At 37.9% G+C, this 16139-nt stretch carries 13 protein-coding genes; 9 read left to right on the plus strand and 4 right to left on the minus strand.

The genetic code is table 11. The annotated features are described in order from the left end of the window. Positions 1 to 288: 288 nt before the first annotated feature. The gene (locus tag BC008_RS04675; protein WP_058183245.1) at positions 289 to 582 is read right to left on the minus strand and encodes a hypothetical protein; all 294 of its coding nucleotides are present in this window, start codon (positions 580 to 582) and stop codon (positions 289 to 291) included. 843 nt (positions 583 to 1425) lie between these two features. On the opposite strand from BC008_RS04675, the gene BC008_RS04680 reads away from it, so the two are divergent. Continuing rightward, complete coding sequence (locus tag BC008_RS04680) at positions 1426 to 1800, plus strand: hypothetical protein (RefSeq protein ID WP_036267369.1); 375 nt, start codon at positions 1426 to 1428, stop codon at positions 1798 to 1800. 261 nt (positions 1801 to 2061) lie between these two features. On the opposite strand, the gene BC008_RS04685 is transcribed toward BC008_RS04680, so the two are convergent. Beyond that, positions 2062 to 6096: a choice-of-anchor I family protein gene (locus BC008_RS04685; RefSeq protein WP_036267368.1), complete on the minus strand. Its 4035-nt coding sequence runs from the start codon at positions 6094 to 6096 to the stop codon at positions 2062 to 2064. A gap of 1319 nt (positions 6097 to 7415) precedes the next feature. Here BC008_RS04685 and BC008_RS04690 point away from each other — a divergent pair. The 8 genes from BC008_RS04690 to BC008_RS04725 all read left to right on the plus strand — a co-directional run bounded on the left by BC008_RS04690 (position 7416) and on the right by BC008_RS04725 (position 13690). Beyond that, positions 7416 to 8843 carry a cation:proton antiporter gene (locus BC008_RS04690; RefSeq protein ID WP_027845541.1) on the plus strand — a complete coding sequence of 476 codons (1428 nt, stop codon included), beginning with the start codon at positions 7416 to 7418 and terminating at the stop codon, positions 8841 to 8843. An 882-nt stretch (positions 8844 to 9725) separates the two neighbouring features. Next, positions 9726 to 10061: a cation:proton antiporter subunit C gene (locus BC008_RS04695; protein ID WP_027843210.1), complete on the plus strand. Its 336-nt coding sequence runs from the start codon at positions 9726 to 9728 to the stop codon at positions 10059 to 10061. Beyond that, the gene (locus BC008_RS04700; protein ID WP_027843209.1) at positions 10058 to 11524 is read left to right on the plus strand and encodes a cation:proton antiporter; all 1467 of its coding nucleotides are present in this window, start codon (positions 10058 to 10060) and stop codon (positions 11522 to 11524) included. Before BC008_RS04695 ends, BC008_RS04700 begins: the two co-directional genes overlap by 4 nt. After that, positions 11521 to 11910: a Na+/H+ antiporter subunit E gene (locus BC008_RS04705; protein WP_027843208.1), complete on the plus strand. Its 390-nt coding sequence runs from the start codon at positions 11521 to 11523 to the stop codon at positions 11908 to 11910. Before BC008_RS04700 ends, BC008_RS04705 begins: the two co-directional genes overlap by 4 nt. After that, on the plus strand, positions 11907 to 12158 hold the full coding sequence (locus BC008_RS04710) for a hypothetical protein (protein WP_036265323.1): 252 nt from the start codon (positions 11907 to 11909) through the stop codon (positions 12156 to 12158). The genes BC008_RS04705 and BC008_RS04710 overlap by 4 nt, the downstream gene beginning before the upstream one ends. A 2-nt stretch (positions 12159 to 12160) precedes the next feature. Next, a complete protein-coding gene (locus tag BC008_RS04715; protein WP_027843206.1) occupies positions 12161 to 12439 on the plus strand; it encodes a monovalent cation/H(+) antiporter subunit G in 279 nt (92 codons plus the stop codon). Next, positions 12432 to 13028 carry a DUF4040 domain-containing protein gene (locus BC008_RS04720; RefSeq protein WP_027843205.1) on the plus strand — a complete coding sequence of 199 codons (597 nt, stop codon included), beginning with the start codon at positions 12432 to 12434 and terminating at the stop codon, positions 13026 to 13028. The genes BC008_RS04715 and BC008_RS04720 overlap by 8 nt, the downstream gene beginning before the upstream one ends. After that, complete coding sequence (locus BC008_RS04725; protein ID WP_027843204.1) at positions 13028 to 13690, plus strand: Na(+)/H(+) antiporter subunit B; 663 nt, start codon at positions 13028 to 13030, stop codon at positions 13688 to 13690. Before BC008_RS04720 ends, BC008_RS04725 begins: the two co-directional genes overlap by 1 nt. A gap of 726 nt (positions 13691 to 14416) precedes the next feature. Here the strand turns inward: BC008_RS04725 and pstB are convergent. Continuing rightward, positions 14417 to 15196 carry a phosphate ABC transporter ATP-binding protein PstB gene (gene pstB / locus BC008_RS04730; protein WP_027843203.1) on the minus strand — a complete coding sequence of 260 codons (780 nt, stop codon included), beginning with the start codon at positions 15194 to 15196 and terminating at the stop codon, positions 14417 to 14419. 49 nt (positions 15197 to 15245) lie between these two features. After that, on the minus strand, positions 15246 to 16139 hold the full coding sequence (pstA, locus tag BC008_RS04735; protein ID WP_027843202.1) for a phosphate ABC transporter permease PstA: 894 nt from the start codon (positions 16137 to 16139) through the stop codon (positions 15246 to 15248).

Consider the following 16139-nt stretch of genomic DNA (forward strand, 5'->3'; position numbering starts at 1 on the left):
TCTCTTCTTTGACAAGCTATGATTTTATCCTTGAAGCTCTATTTTATGAAGCATTATTATATGCATCTTCATAGAGAATTGGTATTATGTACATATAATCAATAAAAAACCCGATCTATTTGGAATAAAAATCGGGTTTATTTAATTTAATATTAATTTGGTTTAAGATTATTTAAATCAGCAAACACCTATAAATTCAATTAAGCAAGTACCAAATCAGTCAATTCGATAGTAATAAAGCTAAATTCAAATTAATTTGAAAATTATTAAATAAAAATTCATTTTTAACTATACCAAAATACAATAGTAAGAAAAGAAATATAAGTCCCATAAATAACGTCCATTTCTCTTCCCAATATTCTTGACTTGCCAAGTACCATTCGTTGTTTTAAGTTCTATGACAGGATTACCTTTCCTTATTTCCCTACGTAGATTTTTACCTTCCAGAATATGAATTTCTGATTCATTTAAAAATGGAGTAAGTCGACTCCTAATTCCTGCTGTTGAACACTCAGAATCTATAAGCACGCGACATTTATGAATTATAAAAGGTGGTTTTCTAACTTTACTTTTTTTAAACATAAATTTCGTAAATAATATTTATATTATTTTTTGCATATGAGTAATGTAATTCAAAATATAATTAATACAGATTTTTAGGAAAACTGTAATTCTTAATATTAATCTTACAAACATAATTTTAAATTGTTATAAACACTTTACAAAACGCGTAAAAAATAGTATTTTACTCGTACTAATAAAAATTAGTTTTACATTAACAATAGTTATATTATGCAAGTTAATAAATACTTGTTCATCTAATTTTATTACTAAAAAATTAATAATCAAGTTTAGTCTTATACTTACAATATTTTTTGCAAACATAATATCGTAGGTATGATCTGATTTGTAACAAAAATATTCAATTATTTGTACTATTAAAATCCTTGTATTGTTGTATGAATAGCTCTTGCACTCTCTGTATTGATTTATAACATCAAACAAACTGCTACATTTTTACATCAGTACTGTATTCTAGCTTTACACACCACAGAGGAACACAAAAATCATACCAATGTATCCACATGCATATCTGCAGCTGTTTTACTGATTACGTAAGCCGAACTAGGGATGGTATCTTTTATACTTTTTGTTTCACAATCATTATAAACTAAAAAAAATAAACTTGCAGCCTTGAATTAATATTTTCTGCCAACCATATATTATCAACATCGTCAAGAGTAAGAAAAAGCCAAATTCTATGGGTTCAGAAATCTGTAAGTCTGTAAACCTATAGGTTTATAAACCTATAAATTTAAAGCCCATAAATTTATGAGTTGTTTCTTTGGAAATTAGATTAATTTACGTGTATGTATTTAATAGCTAAATTTTTGAGTTAAATCTAATAAAGAGAAAATGAATTTGATGAATATCAAAAAATCTATTCTTCCCCTATGCTTACTATCAACTTTTGCTGTTGCACTCAAGGTAGATGTTGCTAGTGCAGAAACTTTACAGACCAAAAATTTTAGGGTCAAGATTACAAGAAACTGTCCTGAAGGGTATATAGCTTGCGACAATGTCAAATATGTTGGTAAAAACCTCAATACAGGCGATTCTATTCGTTTAACAGGTAAAACGCTTCACAGAAGTTGTGCAGATGGCGTTACACCATGTCAGTTTATCGGTTATGAGTTTCGTAATGGAAATCATCTATATAGAGTTACAGAAGATGGTGAACTGCAAGTTTACAAAGGTAAAAAGCTGATTCTCCAAGAGAAAGGAACCTTAACTTTTTAAAGTTCAAAATATTTCAGACTTCAAAATATTTTAGATCTCAAGACTTTAAGAATATTTGACAGCTATCTCTTCTCCATTTGCAGATCCTACCGACAGAGGATTGCTTATAAAATTAATCTTAAATTAATCTGGTAAAAAACTAATCTTAAAATCTATATAATAGAAAAACCTGGAACAAATCATCGCTCCAGGTTTTTGTTATTTAATCTATGATTGAGAATTCATATTGAGTTAATATTCGATCTACACTCAAAAGTCTAATTAGACGCTAAAGCTATCAATTGTAATCGTAATATCGTTAAAGTCTTGATCGCCACCGTTGGGTAAATCTTCAAAACCGAAGGTGCGATTGCTCAGTTTTGTAATGTGGTCAAAACCATCACCACCTACTGCTCCAGGGAAAGTGAAGTAAACATTTGCGTTACCGTTTTCTGCTGCTGCTAAAGTATTATTCGCAATAATTAAAGGTGCAATTAAGGAACCAGCTTCAAGTTCAACACTTCCAATTTCTACACCATCGTCACTGGTAGAAAATACTGGAGAAATAATGTTGTCTAAAGCATTTTGCAGATATCCTGCATTATCAACACCAACACCACCAACATTACCTGTAATATCATCAATTTTGTAGAAGTAAACTTCGTTATCGAAGTCAGCTTCCCTACTGATGATGTAATCAACTTTCACCTTACCGGTTAAACCATTGAGGTTAATTAGTTCAACTTCGGTATCACCATTATTTTGAGTTGCAATTGGTGTTTGGTTTAAATTGTTGATGATTTCGTTGGTCGTAGGTATCACACTGTCTTCACGGAAATCAAGATTTTGAATCCGTGTGTCTTCTACTGGTGATACATCAGCAACATTGAAGGGTTCAGTCGAGAAGTTCTCAAGTAAGTACTCAGCTAAAGCATCTTGTTCAGAACCATCATCAGCAGCAGTTGCAAGACCAGTACGTTCTGCACCATCTACGACTAAGTCTACACGGTTTGCACTTTCTCCATCAGGGAAAGGATAATCATCACCACCATTAGCTAAGAAGTTCAAAGTAACAATACGGAAAGTGCGACTAGCATCACCTACTAATTCACCATTTTCAGCAATGACGTCGAGTAAATTACCATTTTCATCCTTAACAGCCAAGGATTGTACACGATCGCCAGCAGGTGAGTCATCATCAAAACTGAATGCTAAACCACTGACCTGGGGAAAACGTCCAGGGGTTTGTCTGTCTCCACTATCTGCTACACCATGCTCAATAATATCAAGGAGTTGTTGAGCAGTTACAGTTAATAGAGTTAAACCGTTGTTGAAGCGGAGAGAATTTTCTAGGTCTAATTGAGAAATATCTCCTGCGTTCTTACCAGCTTCTAGGTTCGCTAGAGTTGTTCCTAAGTCACCGGTGGTACCATCTACACTACCAATTTCAGATCTGATACCGCCACCATTTTTAATGGATATTACTACTGAATTATCAGCTTTCTTCGCCGCAGCTAAATTTGCATCAGCAGTTAAGTTACCCAAGTTAGTTTCTTGGGTACGAACTTCTGAGCGTCTTCCTTCTAAGAAAACATCACTTTTACCGAAGATAATCCCATCATTTGCTGTAACTACAGCTTCAACTGCGTCGGTCAAGGCTTTAACTTGTGTACCTTTAGAGCCTTCAGCGAATGCATTTGCAGCGTCTGCACCATAGACATCAGTAACACCTTGGTCGTCGGTAGCATAAGCACCGCTGACATTTTCGTCAATGCTGTCAAGAATAACTTTTCCTTGAACATCAAAATCAACAACTAAGCGACCGACGTAGGAATATTCTCCATTGGTACTGACAATAACTGCAGGGTCACCATCTTTATTCTTAGTTTGGAAAGGATAATCTTCCGCTGCGGTATCTCCTTCCCGTAAGCGGTCGTTACTATCCGCTTGGAGTGTATCGGAACCTCCAGCAATAATTACGTCTACTCCAGAAAGTAAACCAATTAATTCTTTTTCCAGAGTAATTTGTTGTAAGTGACTGACTACAATAACTTTGTTAATACCATCAGCAGTCAGTTTATCAATAGTGGGCTGAAGAATTTTTGCTAATTCAGCCATGTTATTGGATTCTGGGTCAATGACATCAACACTACCAGTAGAAGAAATAGTTTCTACTAATTGAGTTGTCGCACCAACAACACCAATTTTTTCGCCATTTTCTTCAATGATTGTTGCAGGAGCAATTTTAGGTGCTTTTGCTGCAGCATCTAAATCGGTGGGGAGAGATTGGAAATCTGTGTTGGGTAAGATTTCTTCAGTATATAAATCAGCAAGATTGCTATCACTAGAGAAATCTAAGTTCGCGCTGAGATAAGGGAACTGAGCGCCCAACCAGCGAGCATCTCCTAAAGTATTCCCACGAATATCAGTACCGATGATATCGCCAAAAGCATTAGTACCAGCATCGAATTCATGGTTTCCAACCGCTGAAGCGTCGAAGCCAATTACGTTCATAATTGACATATCAACGCGACCGACATCTTCACGAATGTTGGTTAAACCAGCTTCGTTGAAAAACTCTTGGTAAAACTCTTTTAGAGGAGTACGCAAAGAGCGATCGCCAGCAGCACCGAAGAATGGTCCGGGAATGTAGTTGTCACCAGCAGAAAGGGTAATGCTGTTTTCAACTTCGTCTTCGAATTTATCAACAATTGCAGCGAAGTTTGCTGCGCTGTCAATTGCATCTACACCACCCTCCAAGTCAGAAGCGTGGAGAATTTGCAAAGTGTAGTCAGGAACTTCAATATCATAGAGGGTGGTGGTTTTGCTTACCTCATTCGCAACAGCTAGTACAGGATTTCCAGTAGGACTGTCAAAAGGGGCGATAAATTTCAATCCTTCGGGAGCAACATCACCTTCAGTACGAATATACTGAACAAATTCAGGTGCAGTGGGTTTGCTTAAGTCATAAACTAGTACTCCACCACCAGCACGCTCTAAACCAACGAAACCGTAGGGTTTACCGTTAATTTTACCGACGGTTACAGACTCGGGTTCAGCACCTTTATCATCGGAACGACCATCTTTTTTAAAACTTGGACTCGTGTCACTGAAGTCGAAATTTCCATCTGCGTCTTTGAATTTGTCGTCGTCATCAAAATCTGCATTAAATAAATCTGGAGTCTGTTTTTCAAGAATCTTCGCGATTTGATCGCCGCTGTCAAAGACCTGGTTACCAAATTCATCCCAGATAGAGAAGGAACGACCACCGTAGCTGAAGATTTTATCAAAATCACCATCTCCATCCAAATCACCCAAAGTATTAGTAGTTTTAAGACGACCAAGATTTTCATTTTCTTGTAAGGTCGCAGCGTCTGGGAAAACGGTGGGGTCAAGTGTTAAATCTTTAACTCTTTTTTCTTCGCTGAAACCCTTATAATCCCTTGCATCCCCTTCATTAGCAGTAATGTAGTAAGTCTTACCACCAACTTCAAAGCTATCAATTGCATCCGGCTGATATAATCCAAATACAGGATGATTCTTGATGTCAATTTTATCGTCTTTGTTGCTAGCATCAAATTCATTACCAGCTTGATTGTGGTCTTTTTCACCCAAAGGTAATACATCCTTTACAGTCCCATTTGCAATGTCTACCACCGCAACAGCATTATTTTCTTGTAGAGTAACAAATGCTGTTGAACCATCTGGAGAAACCGCGATGTATTCTGGCTCTAGATCTTGAGCAACAGTAGCATTAGGTCCAAAAATACGTACACCTTTATCAATCAATGCTTGCTTTTGGTCGTTAAAACCAGCAAAACCAGCAGTAGTTACATTTGCATCAGTTAAAATACCAACTCCACCAGAAATATCGATAATGCTGATGGAACCTTCTGGGTCATTATCATATGCATCATTTGGTTCGCCCTCATTAGCTACGATTACCTTCATCCCATCTGGAGTAAAGGTAAGCATATCGGGAAGAGGACCAACTGTAACTAAACTTTGAAGTTCACCATTTGTATTGTAGAAAGCAACTTTACCGTTATCTTGTTTGGTCTTCCCTTCAACAGCAACAGCGACGATACCGTTTTTAACCGCAACGCTATTAGCACCACCACCGATATAAGTGACATCAATATCGTCAATATCGCTTACTTTTTTTGGGTTCTTAGGATCTGTGATATCAATTAATTCAATCGTATCGCCAGTAGTAACAAATAAACGCTGTGTTGTCGGATCGTGGGCGACAATTTCTGCACCCTCTTCACTAGTAAATGTACCAAGTTTGCTTAGTTTGATTTGGTTAGAATCCATATTTTCTGGTGGAATTGATAAAGTTACAACTAAAGGATTGCGATCGCTTGCTCTTTGATTCGCGTTTACAAACTCAGAGTTGACATGTAAAATCTCAACTTATTTCTCCATTGCTAGACGATCACTAGACAACACATGAAGCAAGGGCTGTGAACTATCTTAGGAGATAGAAATATAATGTTCGTCTCCTGGTATACTTTCTTTCAATCTCAGATTAATAGAAACCCAAAACATTAGTTATGTTTTGAGGGTAACCATCCCATTCCAAATATGCGTAAGCAACGATATCCGCCGTAATATTCACACTATTTGGGAGACCAAAAACCTGCGAATAAAAGGTCGCAATAACTACTTCAAGGATTTATAGGTAGAATTGTGCAATTAATTTGCTGATATTTTTGGGCAAACTTTTGGATTTTAATTATGCCTATTAATCCCAAAAAATTATGATTAATCTTCTGAGAATAATAATCATTAGACATATATCACTAAAAATCTACAAAAACTTGTAAACTTTTTTACTTGTCTCAAATAGTAGAAAATGATGATTAATAAATGTTTGATTTTCAATTAAACTTAGTTTAATTTTGATAGTTAGTACAAGTAGAAAATATTTGCAAAATTCTGATTTATTTCATCGAAAATCTATCGTAACCCGATTTCAATAGATAATTTCGCTATACTTTTGGACGACTTTGTGTTTCATAAGCAACATTTGGTAAATTTTAAGAAATGTATATGAAACCTAAATCATTTATAAAAATAATACAATGAATCAGGTTGATTGTTATAAACTGTGTACCATTTCACATATAATTGTAACTAACTCTTACTTAGGAAATAGGTAATTCCCGTGTTGGAAGCATGTGTATTTGCAATTACAAATATTGTGCGAATTTTTCGGCGTTATCCTGGAAAAGAGCCTGTTCATGAAGATTATTTCTATGGATGTCGCAAGTCAAAAGCTGCTTAGCCCATCGACATTGATTGCATTACCATAGGGTTTGTTTGCACCGCTCATTTTAGGCGTTCGAAATTCAGGCGAGCGAAAGCCCAGTAATGCTGATTTAATTCTTCAGGTAGTAATTTTTTATCTTTATGATGGTAGTGGGCGCTACTGGCTTGGCTTTTATCGCTAAGTTCTGAGTTTAGTTGATGTCATGAAGTCATCAAACTATGAAGTGAGCCCACTATATAATTGTCATCTGATGAAATCAACAGGTCACGAATCGTTCCCACAATAAAATTGTCATGCAATGAAATTGGCACGGGATAATCCGACATTTGGAAAGCAAGGAACTCGAAAATAACAATACCCCATGAATAATATTACGATTACGTGGATTGCCCTGCCTCTTTTTGTGGGGTTTGTCATTTATCTAATCCCGAAAATCGACCGATTTTTAGCGCTGGGAATGACTTTAGTCTCCAGCGTATATGCTTTGCAGATACTCATCAACCAAGAATCACTGAGATTACAACTGCTAGATAATTTTGGCGTCACCTTAGCTGTCGATCAATTAAGTGGTTACTTTATATTGACGAATGCTCTGGTAACTGCAGCGGTTATTCTTTACTGTTGGAACACAGGTAGATCGGCTTTCTTTTATATGCAGGCTATATTTCTGCATGGTAGCCTTAATTCCGCGTTTATCTGTGCAGATTTTCTCAGTTTATATGTAGCTTTAGAAGTTATAGGTATTGCTGCATTTCTCTTGATAACCTACCCTCGTTCCGATAGATCTATTTGGGTTGGCTTGCGCTATTTATTTATTAGCAATACAGCTATGCTGTTTTATTTGGTAGGTGCTCTACTAGTATATCAAGCAAATAATTCCTTTATTTTTGAAGGTTTAGGTAATGCGCCAATCGAAGCCCAGGCTTTAATCTTAATGGGACTGTTAACAAAAGGAGGAATCTTTGTTTCAGGATTATGGCTACCACTGACCCACTCTGAATCAGAATCGCCAGTTTCGGCTTTGCTATCAGGAGTTGTAGTCAAAGCAGGTGTTTATCCATTACTACGTTGCGCGCTACTGGTAGAAGAGATAGACCCCATCATCAGAATTTTTGGAGTTGGAACAGCATTATTAGGAGCATTTTACGCAATCTTTGAAAAAGATACTAAACGCACCCTAGCCCTGAGCACTATTTCTCAGTTGGGTTTTATCCTATCTGCACCTGCAGTAGGTGGTTTATATGCATTAGCCCACGGGTTAGTAAAAGCAACTATTTTCTTGATTGCCGGTATTTTGCCCAGTCGAAATTTCACAGAACTTCAGGAGAAACCAACAAATAGATGGCTCTGGATTACTTTAGTTATTGCTAGCCTTTCTGTATCTGGTTTTCCCTTATTAGTTGGCTTCGGAGCCAAAATGTTAACCGCAAAAAATCTAGAATCCTGGCAAGAAATTGTGATGAATGTTGCAGCAGTGGGAACTGCAGTTGTGTATGCCAAATTTATCTTTTTGCCCAACAACGGGAAAGACACAGTCAGAGCTGGTTTTTGGCCTGCTGCAGCTCTATTAATCGGTGGAATGTTGCTTGCTAATATAGGAACTTTTCAGGCATATACAGTCACTAATATCGCAAAAGCCCTTGCTACCATTGGTGGAGGTTGGTTGACATACTTTTTCATTTTTCGGCGGCTTGATTTCGAAGTACCCTCTGTGGTCGAAAAATTTGAGCATCTTGTAGGTGGCATGAGTTTGATGTTAGTTGCACTCTTCTGGATGATATTGGCATGATTGAAAAACTAAATTTAGGATTTCAACCAATAAGATACTGTAGTACTCTATCGTATTAACTCGACTTGGTTTATAGTTAAATATTAACCATTAAACCCAAAGGAAAGAGATAATAGTTTTCTCAAAACCAGCACATCCTTTAAGAGGTCGCTATACCATAAACTTTGCCTTATGTCACTCCGTATCTTTGAATTGATAGATTAGTAGTACTAATAAGTTTGATTTAAGCTGGTATCTAGAGACGTTACATGTAACGTCTCTACAAATTTTTTGAGAGAAAATAAATTCAAATCACCAGATTTGATGCATCAGCTCCATCCCCATAGAGAAAAAGCCTTTATCCTCAAACATAATTAATACCCAAGCATAATCTTAAGTGCTTGGAGGCTTCATCAATAGTTTTCACTGTTTATTTGCCAGCAATTATTGAGTGGAATTGTTGAAATCGAACATCCATAAAATTTCAGAAAAACTATAACTAATTCTCTGGCAATGTAACATTTCATTAGAGTTCGACTCGATGTTTTGGAGTATTTGTAAAATTTTTGACAGACCTTAAGTTAGTTAAAAATAATTGCGAACAAATAAACGTTATTTTCACTGAGATTCATTTAATAGTAACATCAATAAAAGTATATTCTGTCAGGCAAAAAAGTTTTCCTATTTACGGGTTTCCACTAGTATCTAAGTTTATGGATGATTTCGATAGACATTTTCATAAACTTTTGTTTTATAAGCAACATTTGAAAAAAAGTCATAAATATATATAAATACCAAATGACTTGTAAAAACTCACACAATAAATCAAGTAACTAGTCGGAAATTGTGTACTCTTTCACGTATAATTGTAACTAACTCTTACTTACCCAATAGGTAATTCCCGTGTTGGAAGCATGTGTATTTGCAACTATATTGTGCGGTTTTTTTGGGATCATCCTGAAAAAAAATCTGGTGATGAAAATCATCTCTATGGATGTCATGAGTACAGGAGTGATTAGCTATTACGTGATGGTCGCATCACGAGAAGGTTTATTTACGCCCGTACTGTCATCAAGTAAAGATGTCCCTTATGCGGATCCAGTCCCTCAGGCAGTTATATTGACAGCAATTGTGATTGGCTTCTCTATTCAAGCTTTAATTCTAGTTGGTGTCATGAAACTAGCACGGGATAATCCAACGTTGGAAAGCAAGGAGATCGAAAAGAACAATACCCCATGACTACTATTACAATTACATGGATCGCCCTACCATTTTGTCTGGGGTTTGTTATTTATTTACTCCCCAAACTAGACCGATATCTTGCATTCTTCATGGCTCTTGCCTCCGGAGCATATGCGTTGCAGTTATTTGTCAATGGTTCTCTAGGATTTGGTTATAACCAATCGTTAATGACGCTAAATTTGCTAGATAATTTTGGTGTCACATTAGCGATTGACCAGTTGAGTGGTTACTTCATTTTGACCAATGCTCTGGTGAGCGCGGCAGTCATTATCTATTGCTGGAACACAGGTAGAACTCCCTTTTTTTATATGCAGGCCACAATTCTGCATGGCAGTGTAAATGCTGCTTTTATCTGTGCAGATTTTATGAGTTTGTATGTAGCATTAGAGGTAATCGGTGTTGCTGCATTTCTCCTGATTGCCTATCCCAGAACTGAACGGTCAATTTGGGTCGGTTTGCGCTATCTATTTGTCAGTAACACAGCTATGCTGTTTTATCTGGTTGGTGCAGTGCTGGTATATCAAGCAAATAATTCGTTTGCTTTTGATGGTCTTAGCAGAGCGCCAATTGAAGCCCAGGCTCTAATATTTATGGGGCTACTAACAAAGGGAGGAATCTTTGTCTCCGGGTTGTGGTTACCTTTGACCCACTCAGAATCAGAGTCACCAGTGTCAGCCTTACTGTCAGGAGTTGTAGTCAAAGCAGGTGTATATCCCCTAGTACGCTGTGCTTTGATGGTTGAACAGGTAGACCCTATTGTCCGGATATTCGGTGTTGGTACAGCAGTTCTCGGAGTTTGCTATGCTGTTTTTGAAAAAGACACCAAGCGGATGTTGGCGTTTCACACCGTTTCCCAGTTGGGCTTTGTTCTTGCAGCACCAAAGGTAGGTGGTTTTTATGCCCTAACCCATGGTCTAGTGAAATCAGCGCTTTTCCTCACCGCAGGTTCTTTACCTAGCCGAAACCTGAAAGAACTTAGAAGTCTGCCAATTCTTACCCCAGTCTGGATTGCTTTAGTTATAGCCAGTTTTTCCATATCGGGTTTCCCTTTGTTATCCGGTTTTGGAGCAAAGGTATTAACAATGAAAAATTTGGTACCTTGGCAAATTATCGGTATGAATATTGCAGCTCTTGGAACAGCAATATCATTTGCCAAATTTATATTTTTGCCCCATGCTTCAGGAGAGAATGGTAGGGGAGAAATGCCAAAATTTGGTTACTGGGTAGCAATGGCAATCTTGCTTGGCGGTCTCTTTGTGGCTAATGTGGCATATTATGACGCATACACCGTGAAGAACATCATCAAGCCCTTGGTAACAATTGCCCTTGGTTGGTTAGCATATTTCTTAATTTTCCGACGTTCAGCTATCAAACTTCCACGCATACAGGAAGAATTCGATCACCTCATTGGTGGCATGAGTTTGATGTTAATCCTAGTCTTTTGGATGGTATTTGCATGATTGGATATCTAAATCTGATATTGCGACTAGTTATTTGGTTTCTGCTCACCGCCAATCTGAGTGTAGCAAATATTATTATTGGTGTTAGCGTCGCTCTTTTATTACCGGGACGCCTCAAAAGTCCGGGAACATTAAAAGATTGGCTCCGAGCTATAGGTGAAGCTCTAGTAGCGATTCCCCAAGCATATTTTGAAGCACTACAAATCATGTTATTCCCTCATCAACACGAGGATGTAACTCTAGAGCGAGTTCGACCAGGACGGACACCAGGTTTGATTTTTTTGGATGTGTTTATAATCACCTTTACACCTAAGACCATTGTTTTGAAATATCACGAAAAAGGTTGGTATGAGGTACATTGGGTAAAACGGAGGAAAGCTTCATGAACCTGCATATAGTACTGATGGTGATGATTTTGGCTCTCCTCATCCCCATGTACGAAGCTTGGAAAGATGATGATATTTGGCAAACAACTTTAGCGTTTTCCAGTATCGCCAGTAAAACATCAATTATGATTTTGGTTGTATCTATCTTGCGAGATGATTGGATGATCGGTCTTGGTGGGGTAATCATCTTGAGTGTGGGAAATGCCTCCTTAATGTTGCTAGCACATGTCATAAGAAGATTAAATTAATGATGTTGGACATTCTTAGTTATACCTTCATCGGTATTGGAATAGTTTTCTGGTTCTGGGGGACATTTCCGCTGCTTGGTAAGCGTTCTGTACTATTCAAGTTGCATAGTCTTTCAGTCGCAGATACCCTTGGCTCTATGAGTATCACAGTCGGATTGCTAATAAAAATACCCAATGAATGGCCGTTGCTAGTTCTTGCCATAATTTCTTTGGCAATTTGGAACACAGTGCTGGGGTATGTGTTGGCGTATTGTTCTACTACTGGGAGAAGTAATGAATAACAGTATCGACCTTTACATTTATGTCATTGTTGCCCTGTTACCATTGTCTGCATGCATGCTTATATTTCAGGTTAATCCCTACCATGCTTTGCTCTTGAGGGGTGTATTGGGAGCGATCGCAGCTTTAGTATATGCAGTTTTGGGAGCGCCAGATGTAGCTTTAACCGAAGCATTAGTAGGTACTCTATTGGCAGTTACTCTCTATGCAGTGGCAGTGCGTTCATCCTTAGTAATGCGTCTGGGGGTACTCACAAGTGATTCAATTGATGCAGGGGGTGATTCAGAACATTTAGGGGAGCTAGTTGCTGACTTGAGAAACATTTTTAGTAAACACCATATGCGAGTCGAGCTAGTTCATTACACAAATCCAAAGGCTTTGCAGCGAGCGCTGATGGATAAAGATGTCCATACGACCTTTGCTCCCCAGTCTTTACCAGAATATAATGGTCAAGATCATGGAGGACTGATTACCGCAACGCAATATTGCACCGCAACCAGGGTTCAACGTCTCTATGAAATTATGAAAGCAGAGCTTTCATCATCAGAAATAAATCTTACCTATGTCAGCGCAACTGAGGAGAAGCACTAATGAAATGGGTTTATGTGTTAGCAGGGATAGCGCTGTTCGTCAAAATGTTAGTAATGCCCGATCCGGTAAGTGAGCCATTAGAAACATCAATTGCTCAATTAGTTGCACAGGATAGTGGAGTTCCTAACGCTGTATCGGGGATTATTTTCCGCAACCGATTATACGATACGATTTTTGAAGTAGTAGTTTTTACGATCGCAATTTTGGGAGCAAAGTATTTGCTAGCCAATGAAAAGCCATCCTGTACTATCTATCAATTCACCGATGAGCCTTCCATAGTTCTGGCTCGTTTGGGAGCTATTATTGCTGCATTGGTGGGTATTGAATTGGCAATTAGAGGACATTTGAGTCCTGGTGGTGGTTTTTCTGCTGGGGTAGCAGGTGGAACAGCAATTGGACTAGTTGCAATCACTTCCAGTTCCGAGTGGATGCAGAATATCTATCAGCGCTGGCGTGCTGCAACATGGGAAAAGCTTTCGGTATTGCTTTTCATTGTTTTATCAGTTATTACTTTGTGTGGAGTCGAATTACCACATGGAGAATTAGGTGCACTTATTAGTGGTGGTCTTCTTCCCCTTTTCAACATCTTGGTTGCAATTAAGGTGGCTCTGGGAAGCTGGGCAGTGATTTTGGTGTTTATTCGCTATCGTGGCTTACTCTGAAACAGATACGATGGTTTTCTAGTTCGGACAACTCGTAGATATATAGCAAATTGCAAGTAAATGAAATACGCCTAAAACGCTATAAAGCGCTTGCAAACAGTGTTCCACTTATGCCTTCTGCCTTCTAAATCCTGTTAGTGCAACGGGACTTAACAGAGCAAAACTATGCTGTAAAGTGTGATTTCTTAAGTAATGACTTAGGAGTGTTTTAGCCGCTATCGCTCTTCCATCATCGGGCGCGAAATAAGAAATTATAGGTATTCAGTTCCGTATTCATGTGGAATCATGTTGACCTTGACCATTCTATGTCAGGGATTTTACAGGTTGTAAGTTTCACCTCATGTGAATAATGGAAGAGCGATATTTGATTTACTTTTTCTTGGTGGATTTTATTTAGTGAGTTTTATGTTTACAAAGGTCTTCTGACAATAAGGCACCCAGGAAGGATAGAAAATCTTGAAAACCTTATAATCATTCATATTTTACTAAATTCACCCAGGTCTTTGGTTCACCCTTTCGGTTGATAATTGAACAATATAATCAAATAATATATATGCAAAATCAATGGTTACTATATGATATGTTTATATTACTTTAAATTGGGTATTGTTTAAATCTTGTATTATTTAAAATTCCATATTTATTTAACCCAAATAATTCCAGTGAAGAATTATTAGAGGAGCTACACCCTGAAATAAAATCATGTAATTAACACTTTGCTCCTATTTAACCGAAGCGTCCTTCAACATAGTCGCGGGTACGTTGATCGAGAGGATTGGTGAAAATTTGTTCTGTGGAACCGAATTCGATCATCTGACCAATACGACTTTCATCGGTGCTAAAGAAAGCTGTAAAGTCAGAGACACGTCTTGCTTGCTGCATATTGTGGGTAACAATAACAATTGTGAAATCGTCACGCAAGCTGTCAATCAGTTCTTCTACTTTCATTGTTGAAAGAGGATCGAGAGCGGAACAAGGTTCATCCATTAATAGAACTCTGGGTTTAACCGCTAAAGCTCTGGCGATACAGAGACGCTGTTGTTGTCCTCCAGAAAGACCTAGGGCTGATTTGTGTAATTTATCCTTGACTTCATTCCATAAAGCTGCGCCTCTAATGGCAGACTCGACAATCTCATCTAATTCAGATTTGGGACGCCATGATTCTATTCTTAAACCATAAGCAACATTGTCATAAATGCTCATGGGGAAAAGATTTGGCTTTTGGAATACCATCCCAATCTGGCGACGAAGGCGATTTAAGTTAACGCGCCGACTGTAGATATTTTGACCAAAAAATTCTACACTTCCTTCGATTGTGACATCAGCTTCTAATTCGCTAATTCGATTCAGAGATTTGATAAAAGTGGATTTACCGCAACCGCTAGAACCGATTAATGCTGTAACTTTATTTCGGTAAATATCCATTGAAACACCTTCAAGAGCTTTGAAAGTGCCGTAGAAAAAGCTGAGATTTTTGACTCTGATAGCTGGAACTAAGTTATTCATGCTTGGGGAATCTGTAGGAAAATCAACTATCTGGCTTAATATTCGGGTTTTATTTGCGGCGCGTAACGATGCGAGAAAGGAGGTTGAAGAATAATACTAATCCAACAAGAACAATAGAAGCTGTCCAGACTAGTTCAACAATTTTTGGATCGTCATCGGTAAAGAAGTTAAAAATCAATACCGGTAATGATGCTGTTTCTTTGAATATTCCTTCTGACCAATAAAAGCTAAACAAAGCTGTAAAAATCAGTGGTGCTGTTTCACCTGCTGCACGGGCGACCGCAAGTAAAATACCGGTAGTAATTCCAGGTATTCCTGCAGGAAGTAAAACCCGAGATGTGGTTTGAAAAGTAGTTCCACCTAAAGCTGCAGATGCTAGGCGTAAAGGTTTAGGAATTAGTTTCAATACTTCTTCTGTTGTCAGGGTAATAACCGGTAGCATAATTACCCCTAGAGCGAAACCACCAGCAAAGGCGCTGAAACTATATTGTCCGTTTGTCCATTGAGTTGTGGTTAAAACAACTGCACCGTAAGCAAAAACACCGACAACGATTGAAGGAACCCCAGTCAAAATAGTTGCAATAAAGCGAACTAAGCGAGCAGCAGAACTTTGTTGACCGAATTCAGCTAAGAATATTCCTGTCATGACTCCACAAGGAATACTCAATACTGATGCGATCGCAACCATTGTGATGGTACCAATAATAGCGTTAGCGAATCCACCATCAATAAATGATGAGTAGAATAACTCTGGCTTGAGATTGGGTAAACCCCTCAGTAAAATTTCCCACACTAGCGAGATGAGAGGAAGTAATGCTAGGAGAGAAAAAATCAAAGCTATAGAGTTCATCCCATTACTGAACAACTGACGCCGATAGGGTAGTGGGGTGCATAACTCTGCAGCTACGGACTGATTTTCATTTGATTGTTGATAAGAACTCAT

This window comes from Mastigocoleus testarum BC008 (assembly GCF_001456025.1).
Taxonomy (GTDB): domain Bacteria; phylum Cyanobacteriota; class Cyanobacteriia; order Cyanobacteriales; family Nostocaceae; genus Mastigocoleus; species Mastigocoleus testarum.

What these genes read in the sequence shown, in the direction of transcription:
- BC008_RS04675 (WP_058183245.1), bottom strand. Translation starts at nt 582, where the DNA reads ATGTTTAAAAAAAGTAAAGTTAGAAAACCACCTTTTATAATTCATAAA.
- BC008_RS04680 (WP_036267369.1), top strand. Translation starts at nt 1,426, where the DNA reads ATGAATATCAAAAAATCTATTCTTCCCCTATGCTTACTATCAACTTTT.
- BC008_RS04685 (WP_036267368.1), bottom strand. Translation starts at nt 6,096, where the DNA reads ATGGATTCTAACCAAATCAAACTAAGCAAACTTGGTACATTTACTAGT.
- BC008_RS04690 (WP_027845541.1), top strand. Translation starts at nt 7,416, where the DNA reads ATGAATAATATTACGATTACGTGGATTGCCCTGCCTCTTTTTGTGGGG.
- BC008_RS04700 (WP_027843209.1), top strand. Translation starts at nt 10,058, where the DNA reads ATGACTACTATTACAATTACATGGATCGCCCTACCATTTTGTCTGGGG.
- BC008_RS04705 (WP_027843208.1), top strand. Translation starts at nt 11,521, where the DNA reads ATGATTGGATATCTAAATCTGATATTGCGACTAGTTATTTGGTTTCTG.
- BC008_RS04710 (WP_036265323.1), top strand. Translation starts at nt 11,907, where the DNA reads ATGAACCTGCATATAGTACTGATGGTGATGATTTTGGCTCTCCTCATC.
- BC008_RS04715 (WP_027843206.1), top strand. Translation starts at nt 12,161, where the DNA reads ATGTTGGACATTCTTAGTTATACCTTCATCGGTATTGGAATAGTTTTC.
- BC008_RS04720 (WP_027843205.1), top strand. Translation starts at nt 12,432, where the DNA reads ATGAATAACAGTATCGACCTTTACATTTATGTCATTGTTGCCCTGTTA.
- BC008_RS04725 (WP_027843204.1), top strand. Translation starts at nt 13,028, where the DNA reads ATGAAATGGGTTTATGTGTTAGCAGGGATAGCGCTGTTCGTCAAAATG.
- pstB (WP_027843203.1), bottom strand. Translation starts at nt 15,196, where the DNA reads ATGAATAACTTAGTTCCAGCTATCAGAGTCAAAAATCTCAGCTTTTTC.
- pstA (WP_027843202.1), bottom strand. Translation starts at nt 16,139, where the DNA reads ATGAGTTCTTATCAACAATCAAATGAAAATCAGTCCGTAGCTGCAGAG.